The 18,680-nt window shown below is 72.8% G+C and carries 16 protein-coding genes and 1 riboswitch; of the genes, 6 read left to right on the top strand and 10 right to left on the bottom strand.

What is annotated here, in order from left to right:
- Together ACFY8O_RS20920 and ACFY8O_RS20915 are read right to left on the bottom strand one after the other, a co-directional pair.
- Positions 1 to 360: tachylectin-related carbohydrate-binding protein (locus ACFY8O_RS20920; RefSeq protein ID WP_387904422.1), on the bottom strand; the 360-nt coding region annotated here is incomplete at its 3' end.
- 453 nt (positions 361 to 813) lie between these two features.
- On the bottom strand, positions 814 to 1,371 hold the full coding sequence (locus tag ACFY8O_RS20915) for a hypothetical protein (RefSeq protein WP_387904420.1): 558 nt from the start codon (positions 1,369 to 1,371) through the stop codon (positions 814 to 816).
- Between the two features lie 356 nt (positions 1,372 to 1,727).
- Here ACFY8O_RS20915 and ACFY8O_RS20910 point away from each other — a divergent pair, with 356 nt between their 5' ends.
- Complete coding sequence (locus ACFY8O_RS20910) at positions 1,728 to 2,312, top strand: TetR/AcrR family transcriptional regulator (protein WP_387904419.1); 585 nt, start codon at positions 1,728 to 1,730, stop codon at positions 2,310 to 2,312.
- Between the two features lie 272 nt (positions 2,313 to 2,584).
- Here ACFY8O_RS20910 and ACFY8O_RS20905 read toward each other — a convergent pair whose 3' ends face one another.
- A complete protein-coding gene (locus ACFY8O_RS20905) occupies positions 2,585 to 3,079 on the bottom strand; it encodes a DUF4234 domain-containing protein (protein WP_145807726.1) in 495 nt (164 codons plus the stop codon).
- A gap of 350 nt (positions 3,080 to 3,429) precedes the next feature.
- Here ACFY8O_RS20905 and ACFY8O_RS20900 point away from each other — a divergent pair, with 350 nt between their 5' ends.
- Positions 3,430 to 4,560 carry a hypothetical protein gene (locus ACFY8O_RS20900; protein ID WP_387904416.1) on the top strand — a complete coding sequence of 377 codons (1,131 nt, stop codon included), beginning with the start codon at positions 3,430 to 3,432 and terminating at the stop codon, positions 4,558 to 4,560.
- 200 nt (positions 4,561 to 4,760) lie between these two features.
- Here the strand turns inward: ACFY8O_RS20900 and ACFY8O_RS20895 are convergent, their stop codons facing one another.
- The 6 genes from ACFY8O_RS20895 to cobN form a co-directional block, all read right to left on the bottom strand.
- Entirely contained in the window at positions 4,761 to 5,171 is a 411-nt protein-coding gene (locus ACFY8O_RS20895) for a VOC family protein (RefSeq protein WP_145807731.1), read from the bottom strand.
- 5 nt (positions 5,172 to 5,176) lie between these two features.
- Complete coding sequence (locus ACFY8O_RS20890; RefSeq protein WP_145807733.1) at positions 5,177 to 5,626, bottom strand: helix-turn-helix transcriptional regulator; 450 nt, start codon at positions 5,624 to 5,626, stop codon at positions 5,177 to 5,179.
- A 45-nt stretch (positions 5,627 to 5,671) separates the two neighbouring features.
- The gene (locus ACFY8O_RS20885) at positions 5,672 to 6,280 is read right to left on the bottom strand and encodes a glyoxalase (protein ID WP_145807736.1); all 609 of its coding nucleotides are present in this window, start codon (positions 6,278 to 6,280) and stop codon (positions 5,672 to 5,674) included.
- A 232-nt stretch (positions 6,281 to 6,512) separates the two neighbouring features.
- Positions 6,513 to 7,793, bottom strand: a complete 1,281-nt coding sequence (locus tag ACFY8O_RS20880; protein WP_387904413.1) for a peptidase — start codon at positions 7,791 to 7,793, stop codon at positions 6,513 to 6,515.
- Between the two features lie 311 nt (positions 7,794 to 8,104).
- On the bottom strand, positions 8,105 to 8,860 hold the full coding sequence (locus ACFY8O_RS20875; protein ID WP_387904411.1) for an IclR family transcriptional regulator: 756 nt from the start codon (positions 8,858 to 8,860) through the stop codon (positions 8,105 to 8,107).
- 69 nt (positions 8,861 to 8,929) lie between these two features.
- Positions 8,930 to 12,529, bottom strand: coding sequence for a cobaltochelatase subunit CobN (gene cobN, locus ACFY8O_RS20870; RefSeq protein ID WP_387904408.1), 3,600 nt, complete (start codon positions 12,527 to 12,529; stop codon positions 8,930 to 8,932).
- A 35-nt stretch (positions 12,530 to 12,564) separates the two neighbouring features.
- Positions 12,565 to 12,712, bottom strand: a riboswitch (cobalamin riboswitch).
- A 106-nt stretch (positions 12,713 to 12,818) separates the two neighbouring features.
- On the opposite strand from cobN, the gene cobG reads away from it, so the two are divergent.
- Genes cobG through ACFY8O_RS20855 form a run of 3 tightly spaced genes read left to right on the top strand, consistent with a single transcriptional unit; the run spans position 12,819 to position 16,329 of the window.
- A complete protein-coding gene (cobG, locus tag ACFY8O_RS20865; protein WP_387904407.1) occupies positions 12,819 to 14,120 on the top strand; it encodes a precorrin-3B synthase in 1,302 nt (433 codons plus the stop codon).
- A 44-nt stretch (positions 14,121 to 14,164) separates the two neighbouring features.
- Positions 14,165 to 14,791, top strand: a complete 627-nt coding sequence (locus ACFY8O_RS20860) for a precorrin-8X methylmutase (protein WP_145807748.1) — start codon at positions 14,165 to 14,167, stop codon at positions 14,789 to 14,791.
- Positions 14,788 to 16,329, top strand: coding sequence for a precorrin-2 C(20)-methyltransferase (locus ACFY8O_RS20855; RefSeq protein WP_387904404.1), 1,542 nt, complete (start codon positions 14,788 to 14,790; stop codon positions 16,327 to 16,329). Before ACFY8O_RS20860 ends, ACFY8O_RS20855 begins: the two co-directional genes overlap by 4 nt.
- Positions 16,330 to 16,747: 418 nt before the next feature.
- Here ACFY8O_RS20855 and ACFY8O_RS20850 read toward each other — a convergent pair whose 3' ends face one another.
- The gene (locus ACFY8O_RS20850; protein WP_387904401.1) at positions 16,748 to 17,494 is read right to left on the bottom strand and encodes a cobalt-precorrin-6A reductase; all 747 of its coding nucleotides are present in this window, start codon (positions 17,492 to 17,494) and stop codon (positions 16,748 to 16,750) included.
- A gap of 14 nt (positions 17,495 to 17,508) precedes the next feature.
- Between ACFY8O_RS20850 and ACFY8O_RS20845 the strand changes: the two genes are divergently transcribed.
- Complete coding sequence (locus tag ACFY8O_RS20845) at positions 17,509 to 18,627, top strand: cobalt-precorrin-5B (C(1))-methyltransferase (RefSeq protein ID WP_387904398.1); 1,119 nt, start codon at positions 17,509 to 17,511, stop codon at positions 18,625 to 18,627.
- The last annotated feature ends 53 nt before the right edge of the window (positions 18,628 to 18,680 follow it).

The following is an 18,680-nucleotide window of genomic DNA, read 5'->3' as shown; positions in this document are numbered from 1 at the left end:
CAACGCACCCTCGGGCGTGATGCCGTAAATGACGCCGTTACCGCCACTGAACACAGTGCTGTAGATGTTCCAACCAGCACTGACGTTGTTACCGCCCCCTCCAGCGATCCACCGGTTGGTGCCGTCCGTATATCCCTCGTGGCGATACCACTGCAACGCACCTTCCGGCGTGATGCCGTAAATGACGCCGTTACCGCCACTGAACACAGTGCTGTAGATGTTCCAACCAGCACTGACGTTGTTACCGCCTCCCCCTGCCGTCCACCGGTTGGTGCCGTCAGAACGCCCGTTGTGGCGATACCACTGCAGCGCGCCCTCGGGAGTGATGCCGTAGATGACGAGCGTCGTGTCGTCTGTCATGACTCCTCCGCTGTGTCCACCGAGACACCCTCCACGACCAGCTGCACCGGGCGGGATCCCGGACGTCTCGTGTCGCCGTGGCCGAATAATTTCCCCCGCGGCAGGGCGAGTTACATGAAGGACACGTCGTGCCGATCGGCACGGACATACGAACGCAGACCGGTGAGCGGTGGCACCGACGGGCGGCCGTCGGGCTCCAGCACGCAGCGGACCTCCGGGATCCGGCAGATGACTTCGGGACTGACGGCATCCCTCCTGCCAGTCCTGACGCGCAGGTGCTTTCGGTGTACAGATTCTCTGTCGCCGGAGGGTTCCTTCCGGCAGCGCGTACGCTCCGTGCAGGCGCGTCCCTCCTTCCTGTATACGCCTCTTGGAGGCATATCGCTCGGTGCGAACGGACCCTCGGAGCCCGGCATGCCGGGCGGGTTCGTGGTGGGCGGCGGGGCGGGGAGGTCATGCCGGGCGGGTGCGTCCCAGGCGGAGTGCGGAGACGAGGAAGAAGACGCCGCCGAGGAAGGCGTAGCCGGCCAGGTTGGTCAGGGAGGCGCCGTCCTTGTCCGCCTGGGCGAGGAACGAGGCGCCGGCCAGCGTGGAGAGGGCACCGCTGACGATCATCGGCCACTGGCCGCCGAGTTGGCGCCGGGTGGCGCCGACGACGAGCTGGACGATGCCCGCGGTGACGGCCCAGGCGCCCCAGACCCGCAGGACGGCCGGGATGCCGGAGGTGGCCGCGACAGCGAGGCCGACGGCGGTGAGGGCGCTGAGCGCGATGTTCACGTAGAGGCCGCGCGCCGGGCCGCCGTTCCTGCGGGCTGACCTGATGTCCGCCACCGCGCACCCCATGTCGAACAGCGGGTAGATCACCAGCAGGGCGGCGGTGAGTGCGCCCAGCGGCTCGGCGGTCGCGAACAGCAGGGCCGCCCAGACGGCGGCGAAGGCGAAGCGCAGGAAGTACAGCGTGCGCAGGGCCGCGGGAACGTCGGCGGGAGTGGTTCGGACAAGAGTGTCCACGGAAGTGCCTTTCGCTGCAGGTGTGTTGATGGCGGTCGCTCTGCTCACCGGACGGTCCGGCCCCCGGCCCCGGGTTGACGCGCCGCCGCGCCGGAGCGGGCAGTCCTCGCGCCGGGGCCGGGCGGTCGTCGCGGCCCGGGAGGCGGCCCGCTCCCCGGGCCCCGCGGGCACCGCCCGTGTGCGCGGCCCGACGACGGTGGCGAGGGCAGCGCGTGCGGTGCTGAGGGGGCGACGGAGAGCCATGGAAGGCACCACCAACGAGGAGGGAGAACGTTCGGTCTACCTCTAGCAAAGGGGCATTCCCTCCCCCTGTCAAGACCGACCGTTCTCCCTCATGCGTGGAGTACGCTGGCCGCATGAGTGAGGGCACGGGAAGCGGCAGCACGTCGGCGGCGCGAGCACGGTTGCTCGGCACGGCGACCAAGCTCTTCTACGCGGAGGGGATCCACTCCGTCGGCATCGATCGCATCATCGCGGAGGCCCAGGTCACCCGGGCCACGCTGTACCGGCACTTCGCCGGCAAGGATGACCTCGTGCTCGCCTATCTCGGCCAGGCCGACCGGGGGATCCGGGCAGGGATCGAGGCCGCCCGGGCGGGCGGACAGCCGGCGGCCGACACGGTGCGGGCGGTGGGCCGGTTCATCACGGACGGCATCCAGAGCCCGGGGTTCCGCGGCTGCGCCTTCCTCAACGCGGTGGCCGAATACCCTGACCCGGCCCATCCCATCCATCAGGCCGTACTGGCCCACCGCCAGTGGTTCCTGGACACCGTCACCAGCTTGCTCGCCGAGGTCGGTGAGGAGCCCGCCGACGCGGCCGGGCGGCACCTGGTCATGCTTCGCGACGGCGCCATGGCCGCCGGCTGCCTCTTCGACCCGGCTCTGATCTCCGACACCTTCCACCTCGGCGTCGAGGGAATCCTGCGGGAACGCGGCGCCTGAGCGGTCGCGGTGCCGGCGGCGACGCACGGCGCGCAGCAGCGGCGCGTCCGCAAGCACCGGGGATCGCGTGGGCTTCCGGCGCCTCGTGACGGCAACGGAGGCACCCGAGGGCCTCCCGGAGCGGGCCCGCCAGGCGCCGGAGCTCCTCCGGGTGGCCCGAGGCCCACGGGGGGTGACATGCCGAAGGCGCCCACCGCCTGCGGTGGGCGCCTTCGGTTTCGGCCATACGTCCGCCCCCGGCCGGGGAGCGGAGGTGCGACCCTCAGGCGATGTCAGGCCGCGAGCGAGACCTGTGCGCCCGGCTCGACGCCCGGGTAGGCCTCGACGACCAGGTTGAGCTGACGCTGCATGTACCAGACGTTCAGACCGAAGACGAACATCAGCCACATGCTCGCGGCGGGGCTGCACGTCACCGGCAGGCCGGCCGCGCGCTGGGCGTTGGCTATGGCCTTGCCGGTGTTCTTGAAGGAGATCAGCGGAGCGATCACGGTCCAGCCCAGGAAGAGCAGCACCATCATGCTGCCGCCCGGGTTCAGGGGCCGGCGGCGGTCGAACTCGTGCAGCTCCTTGTGGATCTTGAAGTACCAGACCAGCTGGTAGATCCCGAGGGTGATGAGCGTCAGTCCGAGCCACACGGCGACGGGACCGCGACGCTTCATGGCCACCCCTGACAACTGGACGGCGCCGGCCTCGCCGGTCGCGACGACACCCCCCGCCGAGGCGGAAACGCCCTGTGCGGGCGCGGTGTTGGGCTGAGTTTCGGCCATGTGACCTGCTCCATCTACTGGTTCTGGTTTCAGACGGAGCAGCATGACATCAAGTGAAGGTTCTGTGTGCGTAGTTGGGCTTTGTCGCGGATTCCGTCACTCGGTTGTGATCAAAAGAGCCATCGCCACCCGCCGGAACTCGGCCATCGCGTGCCAGGGACGCCCCCTCACCGCGCCCGGGACGTGATTCCGGGGCGGCTGCCGTGCACCCGGCACGTCCTACGAGCGTCACATGCCGTGCCCATTACAACCATCGGGCCGCCCCGCGAGTCTGGCCCCGTGGCCGAGGAGGGCGTGCGCCCGTCTCGGATTCCGCAGAAATCCCCTCCCTCGCAAAGGAACGCTCACCGATGCTCGCACGGCACCTCCTGCGCACCGCGGCCGTCTCACTGGCTCTCGCGTCCACCCTGCTCACCGCCGGCGGAGCCGGCGCTGCGGAAGCCTCCGGCTGGGAGATATCCCTCTCCGGCAGCAGCCCCGCAGGGTCCCTGCTCTCCGTGTCCTCGGTCGACGACGACCACGCCTGGGCGGTCGGCAGCAAGAGCGGACAGGGCGTCATCATGCGCTGGGACGGGGTGCAGTGGGGCGAGGACACCGCTCCGGGGCTTCCCGAGGTCTGGCAGTGGTCGGCGGTCAGCGCCGTCGCCGCCGACGACGTCTGGGCGTACGGCACAGTGGGCAGGGACCAGGTGCTCGTGCACTACGACGGCACGCGCTGGAACACCGTCACGGCGGCCGGCGCCGCCGACCAGGCCTGGCCCGAGGTGCCGATCGACGCCGTACCCGGGCGGCTCTTCAAGGGGGGCGACGCCCTCTACACGTACTCCGACGGCGTCTGGAACACCTTCGCGCTCCCCGCTCTCGTCGACATCCGGGACATCGACGCCCTCTCGGCGGACGACGCGTACGCCACCGGCATGAAGTACCCGGTGAACGGGGGGCACCCGGTGACGTACCACTGGGACGGCACCACCTGGACGCTGATGGAGACCCCTCCCGTGCGTCCCGGTACGGACACCGCCAAGATCGCGGTCGCGTCCACGGACAGCGTCTACGTCGCCGGGTGGGCCACCGACCCCGAGATCACCGAGCCCGTGCCGGGAGTCGCCCACTGGAACGGCTCCACCTGGGAGGACATCACAGGGGCGCTCTCCGCCCTCTACGTCCACGCCATCGCGCCCGACGGCCACGGCGGCCTGTGGGTCACCGGCAACGACCAGGCCGAACCCGCCGACGCGAGCCCGGTGTTCTGGCACTACGACGGCACCACCTGGACCGAGGAGCCCGGAGCCACGGCGCCCGACGGTGACACCCGCTGGCCCTCGTACACCTTCTACGACCTGGCTCCGGCCGGGGACTCCGGCGGCTTCTGGGCGGTCGGCCACTACTCCACGCCCATGAACTCCCAGGGCGACCAGACCGTCAACGGCCTGGTCGAACGGTCCACGGCCACCCCCGCCACCGCGCCCAGCGCCGGCTGACGGCTTCGGCGGCGCCGGTCGGGCCGCGTCGGGGGCGCCCCACGAACGGCGGGCGCCCCCGACCTCGGCGTTCACGGCTCACCCGGAGCACGGTGCACCAGGGACCCGGTGCACGGGGCACCGGCCACCGGGCTCACCGCTCACGACTCACGGCACGCGGTTCGATGGCGGCCCCAGGGCGGCCCGTGGGTCCGAAGGGCTCAGCGCAGTTCCTGGATGCGGATCAGGTTGCCGGCCGGGTCGCGGAAGGCGCAGTCGCGGGTGCCGTAGGGCTGCTCGGTCGGCTCCTGGACGACCTCGGCGTCGCCCGCCTGGAGTCGCTCGAAGGTGGCGTCGAGGTCCTTGGTGGCCAGGAGGATCCACCCGTAGGTGCCCTTGGCCATCATCTCCAGGACGGTACGGCGTTCCTCTTCGGTGATGCCCGGGTCCACGGCCGGCGGTGCCAGCAGGATGGACGTGCCGGGCTGGTCGGGGGGGCCGACCGTGATCCAGCGCATCGCGCCGGACCCCACGTCCTTGCGGACCTCGAAGCCGAGGGTGTCGCGGTAGAAGGCGACGGAGGCGTCCGGGTCGTCGTGCGGGAGGACGCTGGTGTGAATGGTGATGTCCATGTACGTCACGCTAGCGGCGGTCCGGGTGCGCGGGCTTCTCGATTCCTGACGGGTCGCGTCATCTGCTTGGCCACGCACGGCGGCACACCCGACGCCCCGCTCTCCACCTGGCGCCGGTAGGCACTGGGCGGCATGCCCACCAGTTCGGTGAAACGGGTGCTGAAGGTGCCCAGCGAGGAGCAGCCGACCTCGAAGCAGACGTCGGTGACGCTGAGGTCGCCCCGCCGCAGCAGCGCCATCGCCCGCTCGATGCGCCGGGTCATCAGATAGCTGTACGGGGACTCGCCGTAGGCGATCCGGAACTGACGGCTGAGGTGGCCCGCCGACATGTTCGCGCCGCGGGCCAGCGCCTCGACGTCCAGCGGCTGCGCGTACTCCCGGTCGATCCGGTCGCGTACGCGCCTCAGCCGGGCGAGGTCGCGCAGCTGCTGGGCCCCGGTGGGTCTGCTCGTCACCCGCGTGATCGTGCCACGGCCCGCCGGGGGACGCAGCCGTTCCGGCTACTCCTTCTCCCAGACGAACCCGTCCGGGTCGGTGAAGGGCCCGGCGTCCCCGCCGATCACGAGCCGGTGCGATCCGGTGCCGTCGGGAGAGACCCCGGCGTCCTTGGCGAGGGCGGGACGGCCGTAGAGGCCGAGCTTCACGGGGCTCGGCGCCGTGTCGAAGTCGACGTACTTGCGGCCGTAGCTCTTTCCGACGGTGAGGCCCTGCTCGACGTAGAAGTGCTTGCTGGCGACCACGTCGTCGACGCCCAGCAGAAGCACGAACTGGTCGATCTCGCGCGTGGCCGGGCTCTTGTCCCTCTTCGCCGAGGTGGCGATCTTCCAGAGGGAGCCGTCCGGGGCCCGTACGACACCGCCGTAGCCCCAGAAGGACTTGGTGGCGGGCTTGACCGGTGAGGCCCCGGCGTCGAGGGCGGCGTCGATGAAGCCGTCGACCGTGGCGGGCCCGGAGACCGTGAGCGAGAGCGTGAAGCCGCGGAAGCCGGTCGTCGGCGCCTCGGAGGCCCGTACGCGCAGTTCGGGGCCCAGCCCGAAGGCGGCGGAGTAGAAGCGTTCGGCGGCGGTGGGGTCGTCCACCTCGAGGGTGACGGATGCGAGGGAAGCCATACGACGAAGCTATGCGCGGTGGCCCGGACCCGCTTCTCGATTCCTGACCGGTCCGTCCTCCCCCGGCACCTCGCAGGCCCGCCGCCCCGCCCGGCACCTCACCGCCCAGGCCGCCGCACCCCCGCCGGCCCGCGTCCCACGCACGGCGACGGGCCCGGCACCTGGAGGTGCCGGGCCCGTCGGACGGTCAGCGTGCGGGGCGGGATGCCTGGCCGGTGCCCCGCCTCAGGCGTCAGGCGTGCGAGTCGGCCTTCCGGCGGCGTACGACGAACACCGCGCCCGCGCCGATCGCGAGGGCGGCACCGGCCGCGAGGCCGATCTGCGACGTCGCGGAGGACGTGCCCGTCGCGGCGAGGCTGCCCGCCGGGGCGGCGGACGTGCCGGTCTGCGGGGTGAGGTTCGACGTGTTCGGCTCGGTCTTGCCGGGCTTGGCGTCGTCGACCTTGCCGGGGTCGGTACCGGCGGCGGCGATCAGGAACTCGTAGCCCTCGAGGTCGGGGGTCCCGCCGCAGGTGCCGTTGTCGTTCCAGTAGTCACCGGCGACGAAGGTGACGCCGTTGCCCGCGGGGGCGGAGGCGTCGATCGTCAGGCGCATCTTGACGTCGGCGTGGGCACCGGCCTTCAGCGGGCTGATGGCGTCCATGTAGTGCTCGTTGTCGACGGTCTTCCACTTCGAGCCGTTGGACCACTGCAGGCGCACCAGGTCGTCGAGGTCCTTGAGACCGCTCTCGTCGGTCGCGTGGACGTAGGCGAACGGGTAGACCTCGTCCATCGTCTTGGCGCTGCCGTTGGTCACCCGGAGCTTGAAGTCGACCTTCGTACCGGCGACGACCACGGACGGCAGACCCGTCACGACGGTGGTGAGCTTGGCCTCGGGGACGCAGTCGCCGCCCTCCTCGCCGCCCTCGCCCTCCTCGGCCTCCTCCTTCGCCTTGGCCAGCGCCTCGTCGGCGGCGGTCTTCTCGGCGAGTGCGGCCTCGGTGGCCTTCTGGGCCTGGTCAAGCTTCCGGGCCGCCTCGACCCGCTCGTCGTCGCGCGCGTCGTTGGCCTCCGTGAGCGCGGTGTCGGCCGCGGTCTTGGCCTCGTCGGCGGCGACGGCGGCGGCCTTCGCCTCGGTGACCTCGGTCTCCGCGGCGGTCCTCTGCTCCTCGGTGGCATCGGCCGGCAGGGCGGCGAGCGCTGCCTCGGCGTCGACGACGGCCTGGTCGGCGGTCGCCTTCGCGGTGGCGGCCTCCGCGGCCACGGAGGCCGCGGCCTGGGCGGCCACGGCCAGGGGGGAGGTGTCCGACAGGACCGCCTCCAGCTCCGCCTCGGCGGCGGTCTCGGCCGCCACGGCGGCGTCGTACGCCGCCTTCGCCGCGGCGGCGGCCTTCTCCAGCTCCGCGATGGACGGCTTCTCCTGCGTCTGCGCCGCCGGCTTGGCGTCGGCGAACGCGGGGGCGGCGGAGAGCAGGAGGACGGGCGTGGTCACCGCTGCGGCTACCGCAGTGGCGAGAATCCGGCGAATCTTCACAAGTGCCCTTCAGGGTGCGAAAGATGAGAGAAGGGGCCGCAGCGGAATGGGACACGCAGATGCGACTCGGAGGCGATCGTATGGCCGGGACACCGATCGGTCCTCACGCATTCTTCACTCGTCCCGCCCGCTACCACACCGTCGGCAGAGACAGAAAAGACGAATCGGTGCAGTTGCCTACGCCGCCTGTGATTTCGCTGTGAGGAATACCACAGTGTCCGGCGTCGGGGATCGGCGGTGCCGTGCCGGTGCGGCCGACAGCGGAGGTGTTCATGCTGGCCAGGCCGGGTGGGACCGTTCGGCCGGAGCGGTCAGAGGGTGAACGAGAGCCCTCGGCTCACCCGCGCGGCCGAGGAGAGCAGCGCCTCGCGGGCCTGTGTGGGCCGGTACATCCGGTCGGACCGGAAGGAGATGCCGAGCGAGCCGAGCGTGTCACCGCTGTACACGGGCACCGCGATGCAGACCGTGCCGAGTGCGTACTCCTCGCGGTCCATGACGGACGGCGTCGACAGCCCTTCCAGCTGCCGGACCAGCTCCTCACGGTGGGTGATCGTGCGCGGCGTGAGGTCGCCGAGGAGGTGCCGGGAGAGGTAGTCGCCGCGCGCGCCGTCGTCGAGCTCGCGCAGGACGCACTTCCCGAGCGCGGTGGCGTGACCGGCCTCCTCGAACCCCACCCAGAGGTCGACCCTGGGCGCCTTCGGCCCGTCGACGATCTCGGCGACCCGGATCTCCCCCTCCTCGTAGAAGGTGAGGTACGCGGCGGCCGACATCTCGTCCCGCAGCGCGGCGAGGGAGGACCGGACCCCGGCGGGCACCCCCTCGCCCGGGCTCCCGGCACGCAGCCGGTCGAGCAGGGTGCCGACGACGTACCCGCCGTCCTCCAGCCTGGTCAGGTAGCCGTCCTCGGTGAGCGCGCGCAGCAGGTGGCCGGCGGCGTCCTGCTCCAGGCCCGCCTCCCGCGCCAGCTGCCAGGCGGGGGCGCCGCCCGTGTGGGCCTCCGCGGCTTCCATCAGTCGGGAGGCTCGCCGCACGGACGCGCGGAGCGGAGGGCTCGGCTGCTCACCCATTCCACCAGAGTGGACCTGGCGCGCACCGGCGGCAACGCAGAGCGCGGCGCGCCTCGGGCCCCTCGCCGCTCAGTCCTCGCCCTCCAGCTCGCCCTCCGTCTCCAGGAACACCTGGCGCAGGGCTTCGAGCACGGCCGGGTCGGGCTTCGCCCACATGCCGCGGGACTCGGCCTCCAGGAGGCGCTCGGCGATGCCGTGGAGGGCCCAGGGGTTCGCGTCCTGAAGGAACGCGCGGTTCGCGGGGTCCAGGACGTACGTCTCGGTGAGCTTGTCGTACATCCAGTCCGCGACCACGCCGGTCGTCGCGTCGTACCCGAAGAGGTAGTCGACGGTCGCGGCGAGCTCGAAGGCCCCCTTGTAACCGTGGCGGCGCATCGCCTCGATCCACTTCGGGTTGACCACCCGGGCCCGGAAGACCCGTGAGGTCTCCTCGACCAGGGTGCGGGTGCGGACCGTCTCGGGACGGGTCGAGTCGCCGATGTACGCCTCGGGGGCGGTGCCCTTCAGGGCGCGTACGGTCGCGACCATCCCGCCGTGGTACTGGAAGTAGTCGTCCGAGTCCGCGATGTCGTGCTCACGGGTGTCGGTGTTCTTCGCCGCCACCGCGATCCGCTTGTACGCCGTCTCCATCTCGTCCCGGGCCGGGCGTCCGTCCAGCTCACGGCCGTAGGCGTAGCCGCCCCAGACGGTGTACACCTCGGCGAGGTCGGCGTCCGTGCGCCAGTCGCGGGAGTCGATGAGCTGGAGCAGCCCCGCGCCGTACGTCCCCGGCCGGGAGCCGAAGATGCGGGTGGTGGCGCGCCGTTCGTCGCCGTGTTCGGCCAGGTCGGCCTGGGTGTGGGCGCGCACGAAGTTCTGCTCGGCGGGCTCGTCGAGGGACGCGGCCAGGCGTACGGCGTCGTCGAGCAGGCCGATGGTGTGCGGGAAGGCGTCGCGGAAGAAGCCGGAGATGCGCAGGGTGACGTCGATGCGCGGACGGCCCAGCTCCTCGTACGGCACTGGCTCCAGGCCCGTCACCCGGCGCGAGGCGTCGTCCCAGACGGGGCGGACACCGAGCAGGGCGAACGCCTCGGCGATGTCGTCGCCCGCGGTGCGCATCGCGCTGGTGCCCCACAGGGAGAGGCCGACGGAGGTGGGCCAGTCGCCGTTGTCGGCGCGGTAGCGCTCCAGCAGCGAATCGGCGAGGGCCTGGCCGGTCTCCCAGGCCAGACGGGAGGGGACCGCCTTCGGGTCGACGGAGTAGAAGTTCCGGCCGGTCGGCAGGACGTTGACCAGACCGCGCAGCGGGGAACCGGAGGGGCCTGCGGGGACGAAGCCGCCGTTCAGCGCGTGGACCGCGTGGTCGAGCTCGTCGGTCGTCGCGGCGAGACGGGGCACGACCTCGGTGGCGGCGAAGGTGAGGATGTCGGCGACGGCCTGCGGGAGCCCCGCGGCCACACCGGCGACGGCGGCCGGATCCCAGCCCGCGTCCTCCATCGCCTGGACGAGGGCGCGGGCCCGCTCCTCGGTCTCGTCGGCGGCGGTGCGGGTGGCCGCGGACTCGTCCAGGCCGAGCGCCTCACGCAGCCCGGGCAGCGAGGAGGTGCCGCCCCAGATCTGTCGGGCGCGCAGGACGGCGAGGACCAGGTTGACGCGGTCCTTGCCTGCCGGGGCATTGCCCAGGACGTGCAGACCGTCGCGGATCTGGACGTCCTTGATCTCACAGAGCCAGCCGTCGAGATGCATGATGAACTCGTCGAAGCCCTCGTCCTCGGGCCTGTCCTCGAGGCCCAGGTCGTGGTCGAGCTTCGCGGCCTGGATCAGGGTCCAGATCTGGGCGCGGATCGCGGGCAGCTTCGCCGGGTCCATCGCGGCGATCTGCGCGTGCTCGTCCAGGAGTTGTTCGAGGCGGGCGATGTCGCCGTAGCTGTCCGCACGCGCCATCGGCGGTACGAGGTGGTCGACGAGGGTGGCGTGCACACGCCGCTTGGCCTGGGTGCCCTCACCGGGGTCGTTGACCAGGAACGGGTAGACCAGCGGCAGATCGCCCAGCGCGGCGTCGGGCCCGCAGGCGGCGGAGAGGCCGGCGTTCTTGCCGGGCAGCCACTCCAGGTTGCCGTGCTTGCCGAGGTGGATCATCGCGTCGGCGCCGAAGCCGTTGTCGTCGGCGGAGGCGGCGATCCAGCGGTAGGCGGCCAGGTAGTGGTGCGAGGGCGGCAGATCGGGGTCGTGGTAGATCGCGATCGGGTTCTCGCCGAAGCCGCGCGGCGGCTGGATGAGGATCAGGAGATTGCCGCGGCGCAGGGCCGCGAGCACGATGTCGCCCTCGGGGTTGCGGGAGCGGTCGACGAACATCTCGCCGGGCGCCGGGCCCCAGTGCTCCTCCACGGACTCGCGGAGTTCGGCGGGGAGCGTGGCGAACCAGCGGCGGTAGTCGGCGGCGGGGATGCGGACCGGGTTACGGGCCAGCTGCTCCTCGGTGAGCCACTCCTGGTCATGGCCGCCGGCGTCGATGAGCGCGTAGATCAGCTCGTCGCCGTCACCGGAGACCAGGCCCGGAATCTCTTCCTCCGGACCGAAGTCGTACCCCTCGGCGCGCAGCCTGCGCAGCAGGGCGACGGCACTGGCGGGGGTGTCGAGGCCGACCGCGTTGCCGATGCGCGAGTGCTTGGTCGGGTACGCGGAGAGGACGAGCGCGATCCGCTTCTCGGCGGCGGGTATGTGGCGGAGCCGCGCGTGCCGTACGGCGATCCCGGCGACCCGTGCGGCGCGCTCGGGGTCGGCGACGTACGCGGGCAGGCCGTCCTCGTCGATCTCCTTGAAGGAGAACGGGACGGTGATCAGACGGCCGTCGAATTCGGGCACGGCGATCTGGGTGGCCGCGTCGAGCGGGGAGACGCCCTCGTCGTTCTCCTCCCAGGCCGCGCGGGAGCTGGTGAGGCAGAGCGCCTGGAGGACGGGGACGTCGAGGCCGGTGAGGGCGCCCGCGTCCCAGGACTCGTCGTCGCCGCCGGCCGAGGCGGTGGCCGGCTTGGTGCCTCCGGCCGCGAGGACGGTCGTCACGACGGCGTCGGCGGCCCGGAGTTCCTCGATGAGCTCGGCTTCAGGGGTGCGCAGCGAGGCGACGTACAGCGGGAGGGGGCGGGCGCCCGCGTCCTCCACGGCGGTGCAGAGGGCCTCGACGAACGCGGTGTTACCGCTCATGTGGTGGGCGCGGTAGTAGAGCACCGCGACCGTCGGGCCGGTGACGTCCCGGGCGGTCCGCTCCAGCGGGCCCCACGCGGGGGCAGGGGCGGGCGGCTCGAATCCGTGACCGGTGAGCAGCACGGTGTCGGAGAGGAAGCGGGCCAGCTGCTCCAGGTTGGCGGGGCCGCCGTGCGCGAGGTAGGCGTGCGCCTCGGCGGCGATGCCGATGGGCACCGTGGAGGCGGCCATCAGCTGCGCGTCGGGGGCCTGTTCACCGGTGAGGACGACGACGGGCCGGCCGGTGGCCAGCACCTGGTCCAGCCCTTCCTGCCAGGCACGGACACCACCGAGGAGCCGTACGACGACGAGGTCGGTCCCCTCCAGGAGCTGCGGCAGGTCCTCGACGGAGAGCCGGGACGGGTTCGCGTAGCGGTAGCTGACGGGTCCCTGCGCGGCACGTGCGCTCAGCAGGTCGGTGTCGGACGTCGACAGGAGCAGGATCATGCGGCGTCAGCCCTTCCTCGGGGTGTCCACGCCCCGGGCGGTGTCGGACGGCGGGAGTTCCTGACTCGCACGGCCGGTGGCCGGGCTCACAGTGGCGGGACCGCGCCGGAATCTCACCGGGCTTCCTCCCATGTCGCCGTCTGGCGATGGCGGGCCGAACGGACCGCCGCTAGGCATAGTAGGCGGGAGGTGGGGGGTCCTGACCAGACGGCCCCCGCCCCGGAGGGCACACCGAGAGGTGTCCCGTAGGTCACAGTGACCGTAGGGATGCTCCACGGTCACGGTCGGTATGCTCGCCGCCATGTCCGCCTCCCCCCTGACGCCCCGGCCTCCGGGCGACGCGTGCGCCCGGAGCAGCGGTGACGCGTGCCCCGGCGCACTGCGTCTGCACCGGGCGGACGACGGTGCGCTGGCGCGGATCCGCATACCCGGCGGGGTGCTGACACCCCGACAGGTCATCGCGCTGGGCCAGGCCGCCGAGCGTCTCGGTGACGGTGAGCTGCATCTCACGTCCCGGGGGAACGTGCAGGTGCGCGGCCTCGCGGAGGACTGCGGTGCCGAGCTCGCGGAGCTGCTGAGCGGCGCCGGACTGCTGCCCTCCGAACGCCATGAGCGCGTACGCAACGTGGTCGCCTCCCCGCTCTCGGGGCTGGACGGCGTCGGCGCCGTGGACGTCGGGCCATGGCTGACCGGACTGGACCGCCTCCTCTGCGGAAGCGACCGGGCCACGGCGCTCTCCGGACGCTTCCTCTTCGCACTCGACGACGGACGCGGCGACGTGGACAGCCTCGGCGCCGATGTCACACTCGTCGGCCACGCCTCCGGTGACGCCCTCCTGCGCATCGGGAACGGCGAGTCCGTCCTGCGCGTCCCCGCCGCCGACGGCCCCCGCACGGCACTCCTCGCCGCCGAGGCCTTCCTGGACGCGGCGCGGGAGACCGGTGCCTGGCGGACGAAGGACCTGCCCGCCGAGGCGGTCACCGCGCTCCCCGACGACGTCGCCCGCCGGCTCGGCCCGGCCGGCATCACCTGCGTGACAGAGGTGCTTCCCCACCCTCCCGAAGCCCGGACCCCCGCCCCCGGCCGCGTCACCGGCCCCGGGCACGAGGCCGCGCTGTCCGTCGGCGTACCGCTGGGACGGCTGGGCCCCGGGCAGTGGCGGCTGCTGTCCGGCGCCGGCGAACTGCGGCTCACCCCCTGGCGCGGCGCCGTCCTGACCGGAGTCCCGCCGGCGCGGGCGGACGGCCTGCTGGCCGAGCTCTCCGCGGCGGGCTTCGTCACCGGGACCGGCTCGCCCTGGACCGGCGTCGGGGCCTGCATCGGCAGCCCCGGCTGCGCGAAGTCGCTGGCCGACGTACGGGCGGAGGCGGGGGCCGCCGTCGGACCCGCCGGACGGCTGCCTGTGTACTGGTCCGGGTGCGAACGCCGCTGCGGCCACCCGCACGGGGAGTGGATCGACGTGGTCGCCACCCCCGCGGGGCACCGGATCTCCCATGTGCGGGGAGACCGGAGCACCGAGGCGGCAACGGTCCGGGACGACCCGGCCGCACTCGCCGCCGCCGTGGCAGCCGCCCGGGGCACCCACACCTGACCATCCGGTACGACCCCCCGTTCGATGAAGAAAGCGACAGCACTGTGCATCAGTACGAGAAGGACGGACCGGCGATCTACCGCCAGTCCTTCGCCACCATCCGCGCGGAGGCGGATCTGGCAGGGCTGCCCGCCGATGTGAGCCAGGTCGCCGTCCGCATGATCCACGCCTGCGGCATGGTCGACCTCGTACGCGATCTCGCCTTCTCACCGAACGCCGTGGCCGACGCCCGCGCGGCCCTTCGGTCCGGCGCGCCCATCCTGTGCGACGTGGCCATGGTCGCCAGCGGGGTCACCCGCAAGCGGCTGCCCGCCGGCAACGAGGTGATCTGCACCCTGTCCGACCCCTCCGTCCCGGGCCTGGCCGCGGAACTCGGCACGACCCGCAGCGCCGCCGCCCTGGAGCTGTGGCGGGACCGGATGGAAGGCGCGGTCGTCGCCGTCGGCAACGCCCCCACCGCGCTCTTCCGCCTGCTGGAGATGATCGAGGAGGGCGCCCCGCGCCCCGCCGCCGTCATCGGGGTGCCCGTCGGCTTCATCGGCGCCGCCGAGTCCAAGGAGGCCCTGGCCGCGCACCCGTCCGGGCTCGAACACCTCGTCGTGCGCGGCAGGCGGGGCGGCAGCGCCATCGCCGCAGCCGCGCTCAACGCGATCGCCAGCGAGGAGGAGTGAGCGTGCCCGAGCAGCAGCGGACCGACGGCACGGGCCGGGGACCCGGGCGGCTGTACGGGGTCGGGCTCGGCCCGGGTGACCCGAATCTGATGACCGTGCGGGCCGTGCAGGTCATCGGCGAGGCCGATGTCGTCGCCTACCACTCCGCCCGGCACGGCCGCTCCATCGCCCGCTCGATCGCGGCTCAGTACATCCGCGCCGACCACATCGAGGAGGCCCTGGTCTACCCCGTCACGACGGAGACCACGGACCATCCGGGCGGCTACCGGGGCGCGCTGGACGAGTTCTACACCGAGGCCGCGGCCCGGCTCGCGGCGCATCTGGACGCGGGCCGGACCGTCGCCGTGCTCGCCGAGGGCGATCCGCTCTTCTACGGCTCGTACCAGCACATGCACAAGCGGCTCGCGGACCGTTACGACGCCGAGGTCATCCCGGGCGTCACCTCGGTCAGCGCAGCCGCCGCCCGGCTCGGCACCCCGCTCGTCGAGGCCGAGGAGGTGCTGACGATCCTGCCCGGCACCCTGCCGGAGGAGGAACTGACCGCACGTCTGGCGGCCACCGACTCCGCGGTGGTGATGAAGCTGGGCCGCACCTTCCCCGCCGTGCGCCGGGCGTTCGAGGCCTCCGGGCGGCTGTCCGAGGCGCGGTACGTGGAGCGCGCCACGATGGCCGGGGAGCGCACCGGAGACCTTGCGGACACCGACGCGGACTCCGTGCCGTACTTCGCGGTCGCGGTCCTGCCCAGCCGGATCGACGCACCGCGCCCCTCGCCGGCCGCGGGCCCGGGCAGCGGCGAGGTCGTCGTCGTGGGCACCGGTCCGGCCGGTCCGCTCTGGCTGACGCCCGAGACGCGCGGAGCACTGGCCGCCGCCGACGACGTGGTCGGCTACACGACGTATCTGGACCGGGTACCCGTCCGGCCGGGGCAGGGGCGTCACGGCTCCGACAACAAGGTCGAGTCGGAGCGCGCCGAGTTCGCGCTGGACCTGGCACGCCGCGGCCGTCGCGTGGCCGTGGTGTCCGGAGGCGACCCGGGGGTCTTCGCGATGGCGACGGCCGTCCTGGAGGTCGCCTCGCAGGAGGCGTACACGGACATCCCGGTGCGGGTCCTGCCCGGAGTGACCGCGGCGAACGCCGCCGCGGCCAGGGCGGGTGCGCCGCTCGGGCACGACTACGCCACCATCTCGCTCTCCGACCGGCTGAAGCCGTGGGAGGTCATCGCCTCCCGGCTGCGCGCGGCAGCCACGGCCGACCTGGTGATGGCGCTGTACAACCCCGGCTCCCGCAGCCGGACCTGGCAGGTCGGCAAGGCCCGCGACCTGCTGCTGGAGCACCGCTCCCCCGACACGCCCGTGGTGCTCGGCCGCGACGTCGGAGGCCCGGCGGAGAGCGTGCGCACGGTGCGGCTGGCCGATCTGGACCCGATGGAGGTCGACATGCGGACGATCCTCATCGTGGGGTCCTCGCAGACCCGGTGGGTGCGACGGGGCGACGGCCGGCAGATCGTCTGGACGCCGCGCCGCTACCCGGAGGACTGACCCTGTCCTGGCGTCGCGGCGCCCTGCGGTACGGCGCCGCGACGGCAGGCCAGGACGCTCCGGCGCCAGGACAGCGGGTCCGTGGGACGGCTGCCGGCGGCCGGCGACGGGGAGATTCGGGGCGACGGGGCGCGTGCTCGTCGCTCGTCAGGCCGACCGCGGAGTACCCGGGCGGTCCCGGCACCGCACGCCCCTCGTACCACAGCGGTGGGGACGGGCCGGCGAGCCGGAGGAACCCGCGCGCGGGGCGGCGGGAGAGGGCTCCTGACCTCGCCTCACGCGCGACGTGCGGCGGGGCTCCTGACCTCGCCTCACGTGCGACGTGCGGCGCCGACGACGGGGCGGCGCTCCGCCGTGCCGACGGCCCCCGGCAGTCACCGGCGCCGATGGTCCGGGAGCCCGAGGCCCGCCCCTCCCGTCACGGGAGAAGAGCCCTCAGCAGGTCCAGCGCCTCCTTCGGCGTCCCCGCCACCGGAACGCCCGGCGGGACCGGGGGCCGCCTCACCACGACCACCGGGATGCCCGCCTCGCGTGCGGCGGTGAGTTTGGGAGCCGTGGCGTCACCGCCGCTGTCCTTCGTGACGAGGACGTCGACGCGGTGCCGTCGTATCAGCTCCCGCTCGCCCTCCAGGGAGAACGGGCCCCGCTCCAGCAGGACCTCCATGCGCGGCGGACACGGCGCCTCCGGTGCGTCCACCGAGCGCATCAGGAACCAGAGCGAGTCCAGCCCGGCGAAGGCCGCCAGACCCATCCGGCCGGTCGTCAGGAAGACGCGCCGCCCCAGCTCGGGCAGCAGCCGGGCCGCCGCCGCGAGAGACTCGACGGCGTGCCACCGGTCGCCCTCGACGGGCACCCAACCGGGCCGGCGCAGAGCGAGCAGGGGAACATGGACAGCGGCGGCGGCCGAGGCCGCGTGGAAACTGATCGTGCCGGCGAAGGGATGGGTGGCGTCGATGACCGCATCCACATGGTGTGCGCGGAGCCACTCGGCCATGCCCTCCGCACCGCCGAAGCCGCCGACGCGCACCTCCCCGGGCGGGAGCCTGGGTTGCGCCACACGGCCGGCGAGCGAGCTCGTGACCCTGAGGCCGTCCACGTCCACCAGGTTCTCCGCGAGCCGGCGGGCCTCCGTCGTGCCGCCGAGGACGAGTATGTGCAAAGGCATCGATCGGTCCATCCATGAGCAGTGAGGCGCAGGGCGGGCGCACCGCCCAACTCAAGCACACCGGTCTGAGGCCGGGATGGACCACCGGTGCCTGTGCGACGGCGGCGACCACCGCGGCGTACACGGCGCTGCTGACGGGGGAGTTCCCCGATCCGGTCACCATCTCCCTGCCCCGGGGCCAGACGCCCGCCTTCGCACTCGCCGTCGAGGAGCTCGACGCCGGGCAGGCCACGGCCGGCGTGGTCAAGGACGCGGGCGACGACCCGGACGTCACCCACGGTGCGCTGGTGCGGTCGACCGTACGGCTGCTCCCCGCCGGGTCCGGGGTGGTGTTCCGGGCCGGTCCGGGGGTGGGCACGGTGACGCTGCCCGGACTGCCGCTGGAGGTCGGGGAGCCCGCCATCAATCCCGTCCCCCGCCAGATGATGCGCGAGCACATCGCGAGGGTGGCCGCGGAGCACGGCGGCACCGGCGACGTCGAGATCACGGTCTCCGTGGACGACGGCGAGGAGATCGCACGTTTCACGTGGAACATCCGCCTGGGCATCCTGGGCGGAATCTCGATCCTGGGCACGACCGGCATCGTCGTGCCGTACTCCTGCTCGGCCTGGATCGACTCCATCCGCCGCGGCGTGGACGTGGCGCTCGCGGCCGGCCACCGGCACGTCGCCGGGTGCACGGGCTCGACCTCGGAGAAGACGGTGGTGGCCGAGTACGGGCTGCCCGAGATCGCACTGCTGGACATGGGGGACTTCGCGGGCGCGGTGCTGAAGTACGTCCGCAGGCATCCGGTGGAGCGGCTGACGGTCTGCGGCGGCTTCGCCAAGCTGTCCAAGCTGGCCGCCGGTCACCTGGATCTGCACTCGGGCCGCTCCCAGGTCGACAAGCCGTTCCTGGCGAGGCTGGCGCGGCAGGGCGGCGCGAGCGAGGCACTGGCGTCCGAGATCGAGTCCGCCAACACAGGCCTCGCCGCGCTTCAGCTGTGCACGGCGGCCGGTGTGCCCCTCGGCGACCTGGTGGCGGTGGCGGCCAGGGACCAGGCGCTGTCGGTGCTGCGGGGGGCGCCGGTGGCGGTGGACGTGATCTGCGTCGACCGTGCGGGGACGGTCGTGGGACGCAGCGAGGTGCGCTGACGGCCGCGGGTACGGGCGCCCCCGCGCCCGGCGCGTACGGCCTCGTCAGCAGG

It is taken from the genome of Streptomyces argenteolus (assembly GCF_042902585.1).
In the GTDB taxonomy this organism is placed as follows: Bacteria; Actinomycetota; Actinomycetes; order Streptomycetales; family Streptomycetaceae; genus Streptomyces; species Streptomyces argenteolus.
This window is presented reverse-complemented; position numbering and strand designations above follow the sequence as displayed.

Excerpts from the sequence above, each read along its gene's own strand:
- ACFY8O_RS20910 (WP_387904419.1), top strand. The coding sequence starts at position 1,728 with ATGAGTGAGGGCACGGGAAGCGGCAGCACGTCGGCGGCGCGAGCACGG.
- ACFY8O_RS20905 (WP_145807726.1), bottom strand. The coding sequence starts at position 3,079 with ATGGCCGAAACTCAGCCCAACACCGCGCCCGCACAGGGCGTTTCCGCC.
- ACFY8O_RS20900 (WP_387904416.1), top strand. The coding sequence starts at position 3,430 with ATGCTCGCACGGCACCTCCTGCGCACCGCGGCCGTCTCACTGGCTCTC.
- ACFY8O_RS20895 (WP_145807731.1), bottom strand. The coding sequence starts at position 5,171 with ATGGACATCACCATTCACACCAGCGTCCTCCCGCACGACGACCCGGAC.
- ACFY8O_RS20885 (WP_145807736.1), bottom strand. The coding sequence starts at position 6,280 with ATGGCTTCCCTCGCATCCGTCACCCTCGAGGTGGACGACCCCACCGCC.
- ACFY8O_RS20875 (WP_387904411.1), bottom strand. The coding sequence starts at position 8,860 with ATGGGTGAGCAGCCGAGCCCTCCGCTCCGCGCGTCCGTGCGGCGAGCC.
- cobN (WP_387904408.1), bottom strand. The coding sequence starts at position 12,529 with ATGATCCTGCTCCTGTCGACGTCCGACACCGACCTGCTGAGCGCACGT.
- cobG (WP_387904407.1), top strand. The coding sequence starts at position 12,819 with ATGCTCGCCGCCATGTCCGCCTCCCCCCTGACGCCCCGGCCTCCGGGC.
- ACFY8O_RS20850 (WP_387904401.1), bottom strand. The coding sequence starts at position 17,494 with ATGCCTTTGCACATACTCGTCCTCGGCGGCACGACGGAGGCCCGCCGG.
- ACFY8O_RS20845 (WP_387904398.1), top strand. The coding sequence starts at position 17,509 with ATGAGCAGTGAGGCGCAGGGCGGGCGCACCGCCCAACTCAAGCACACC.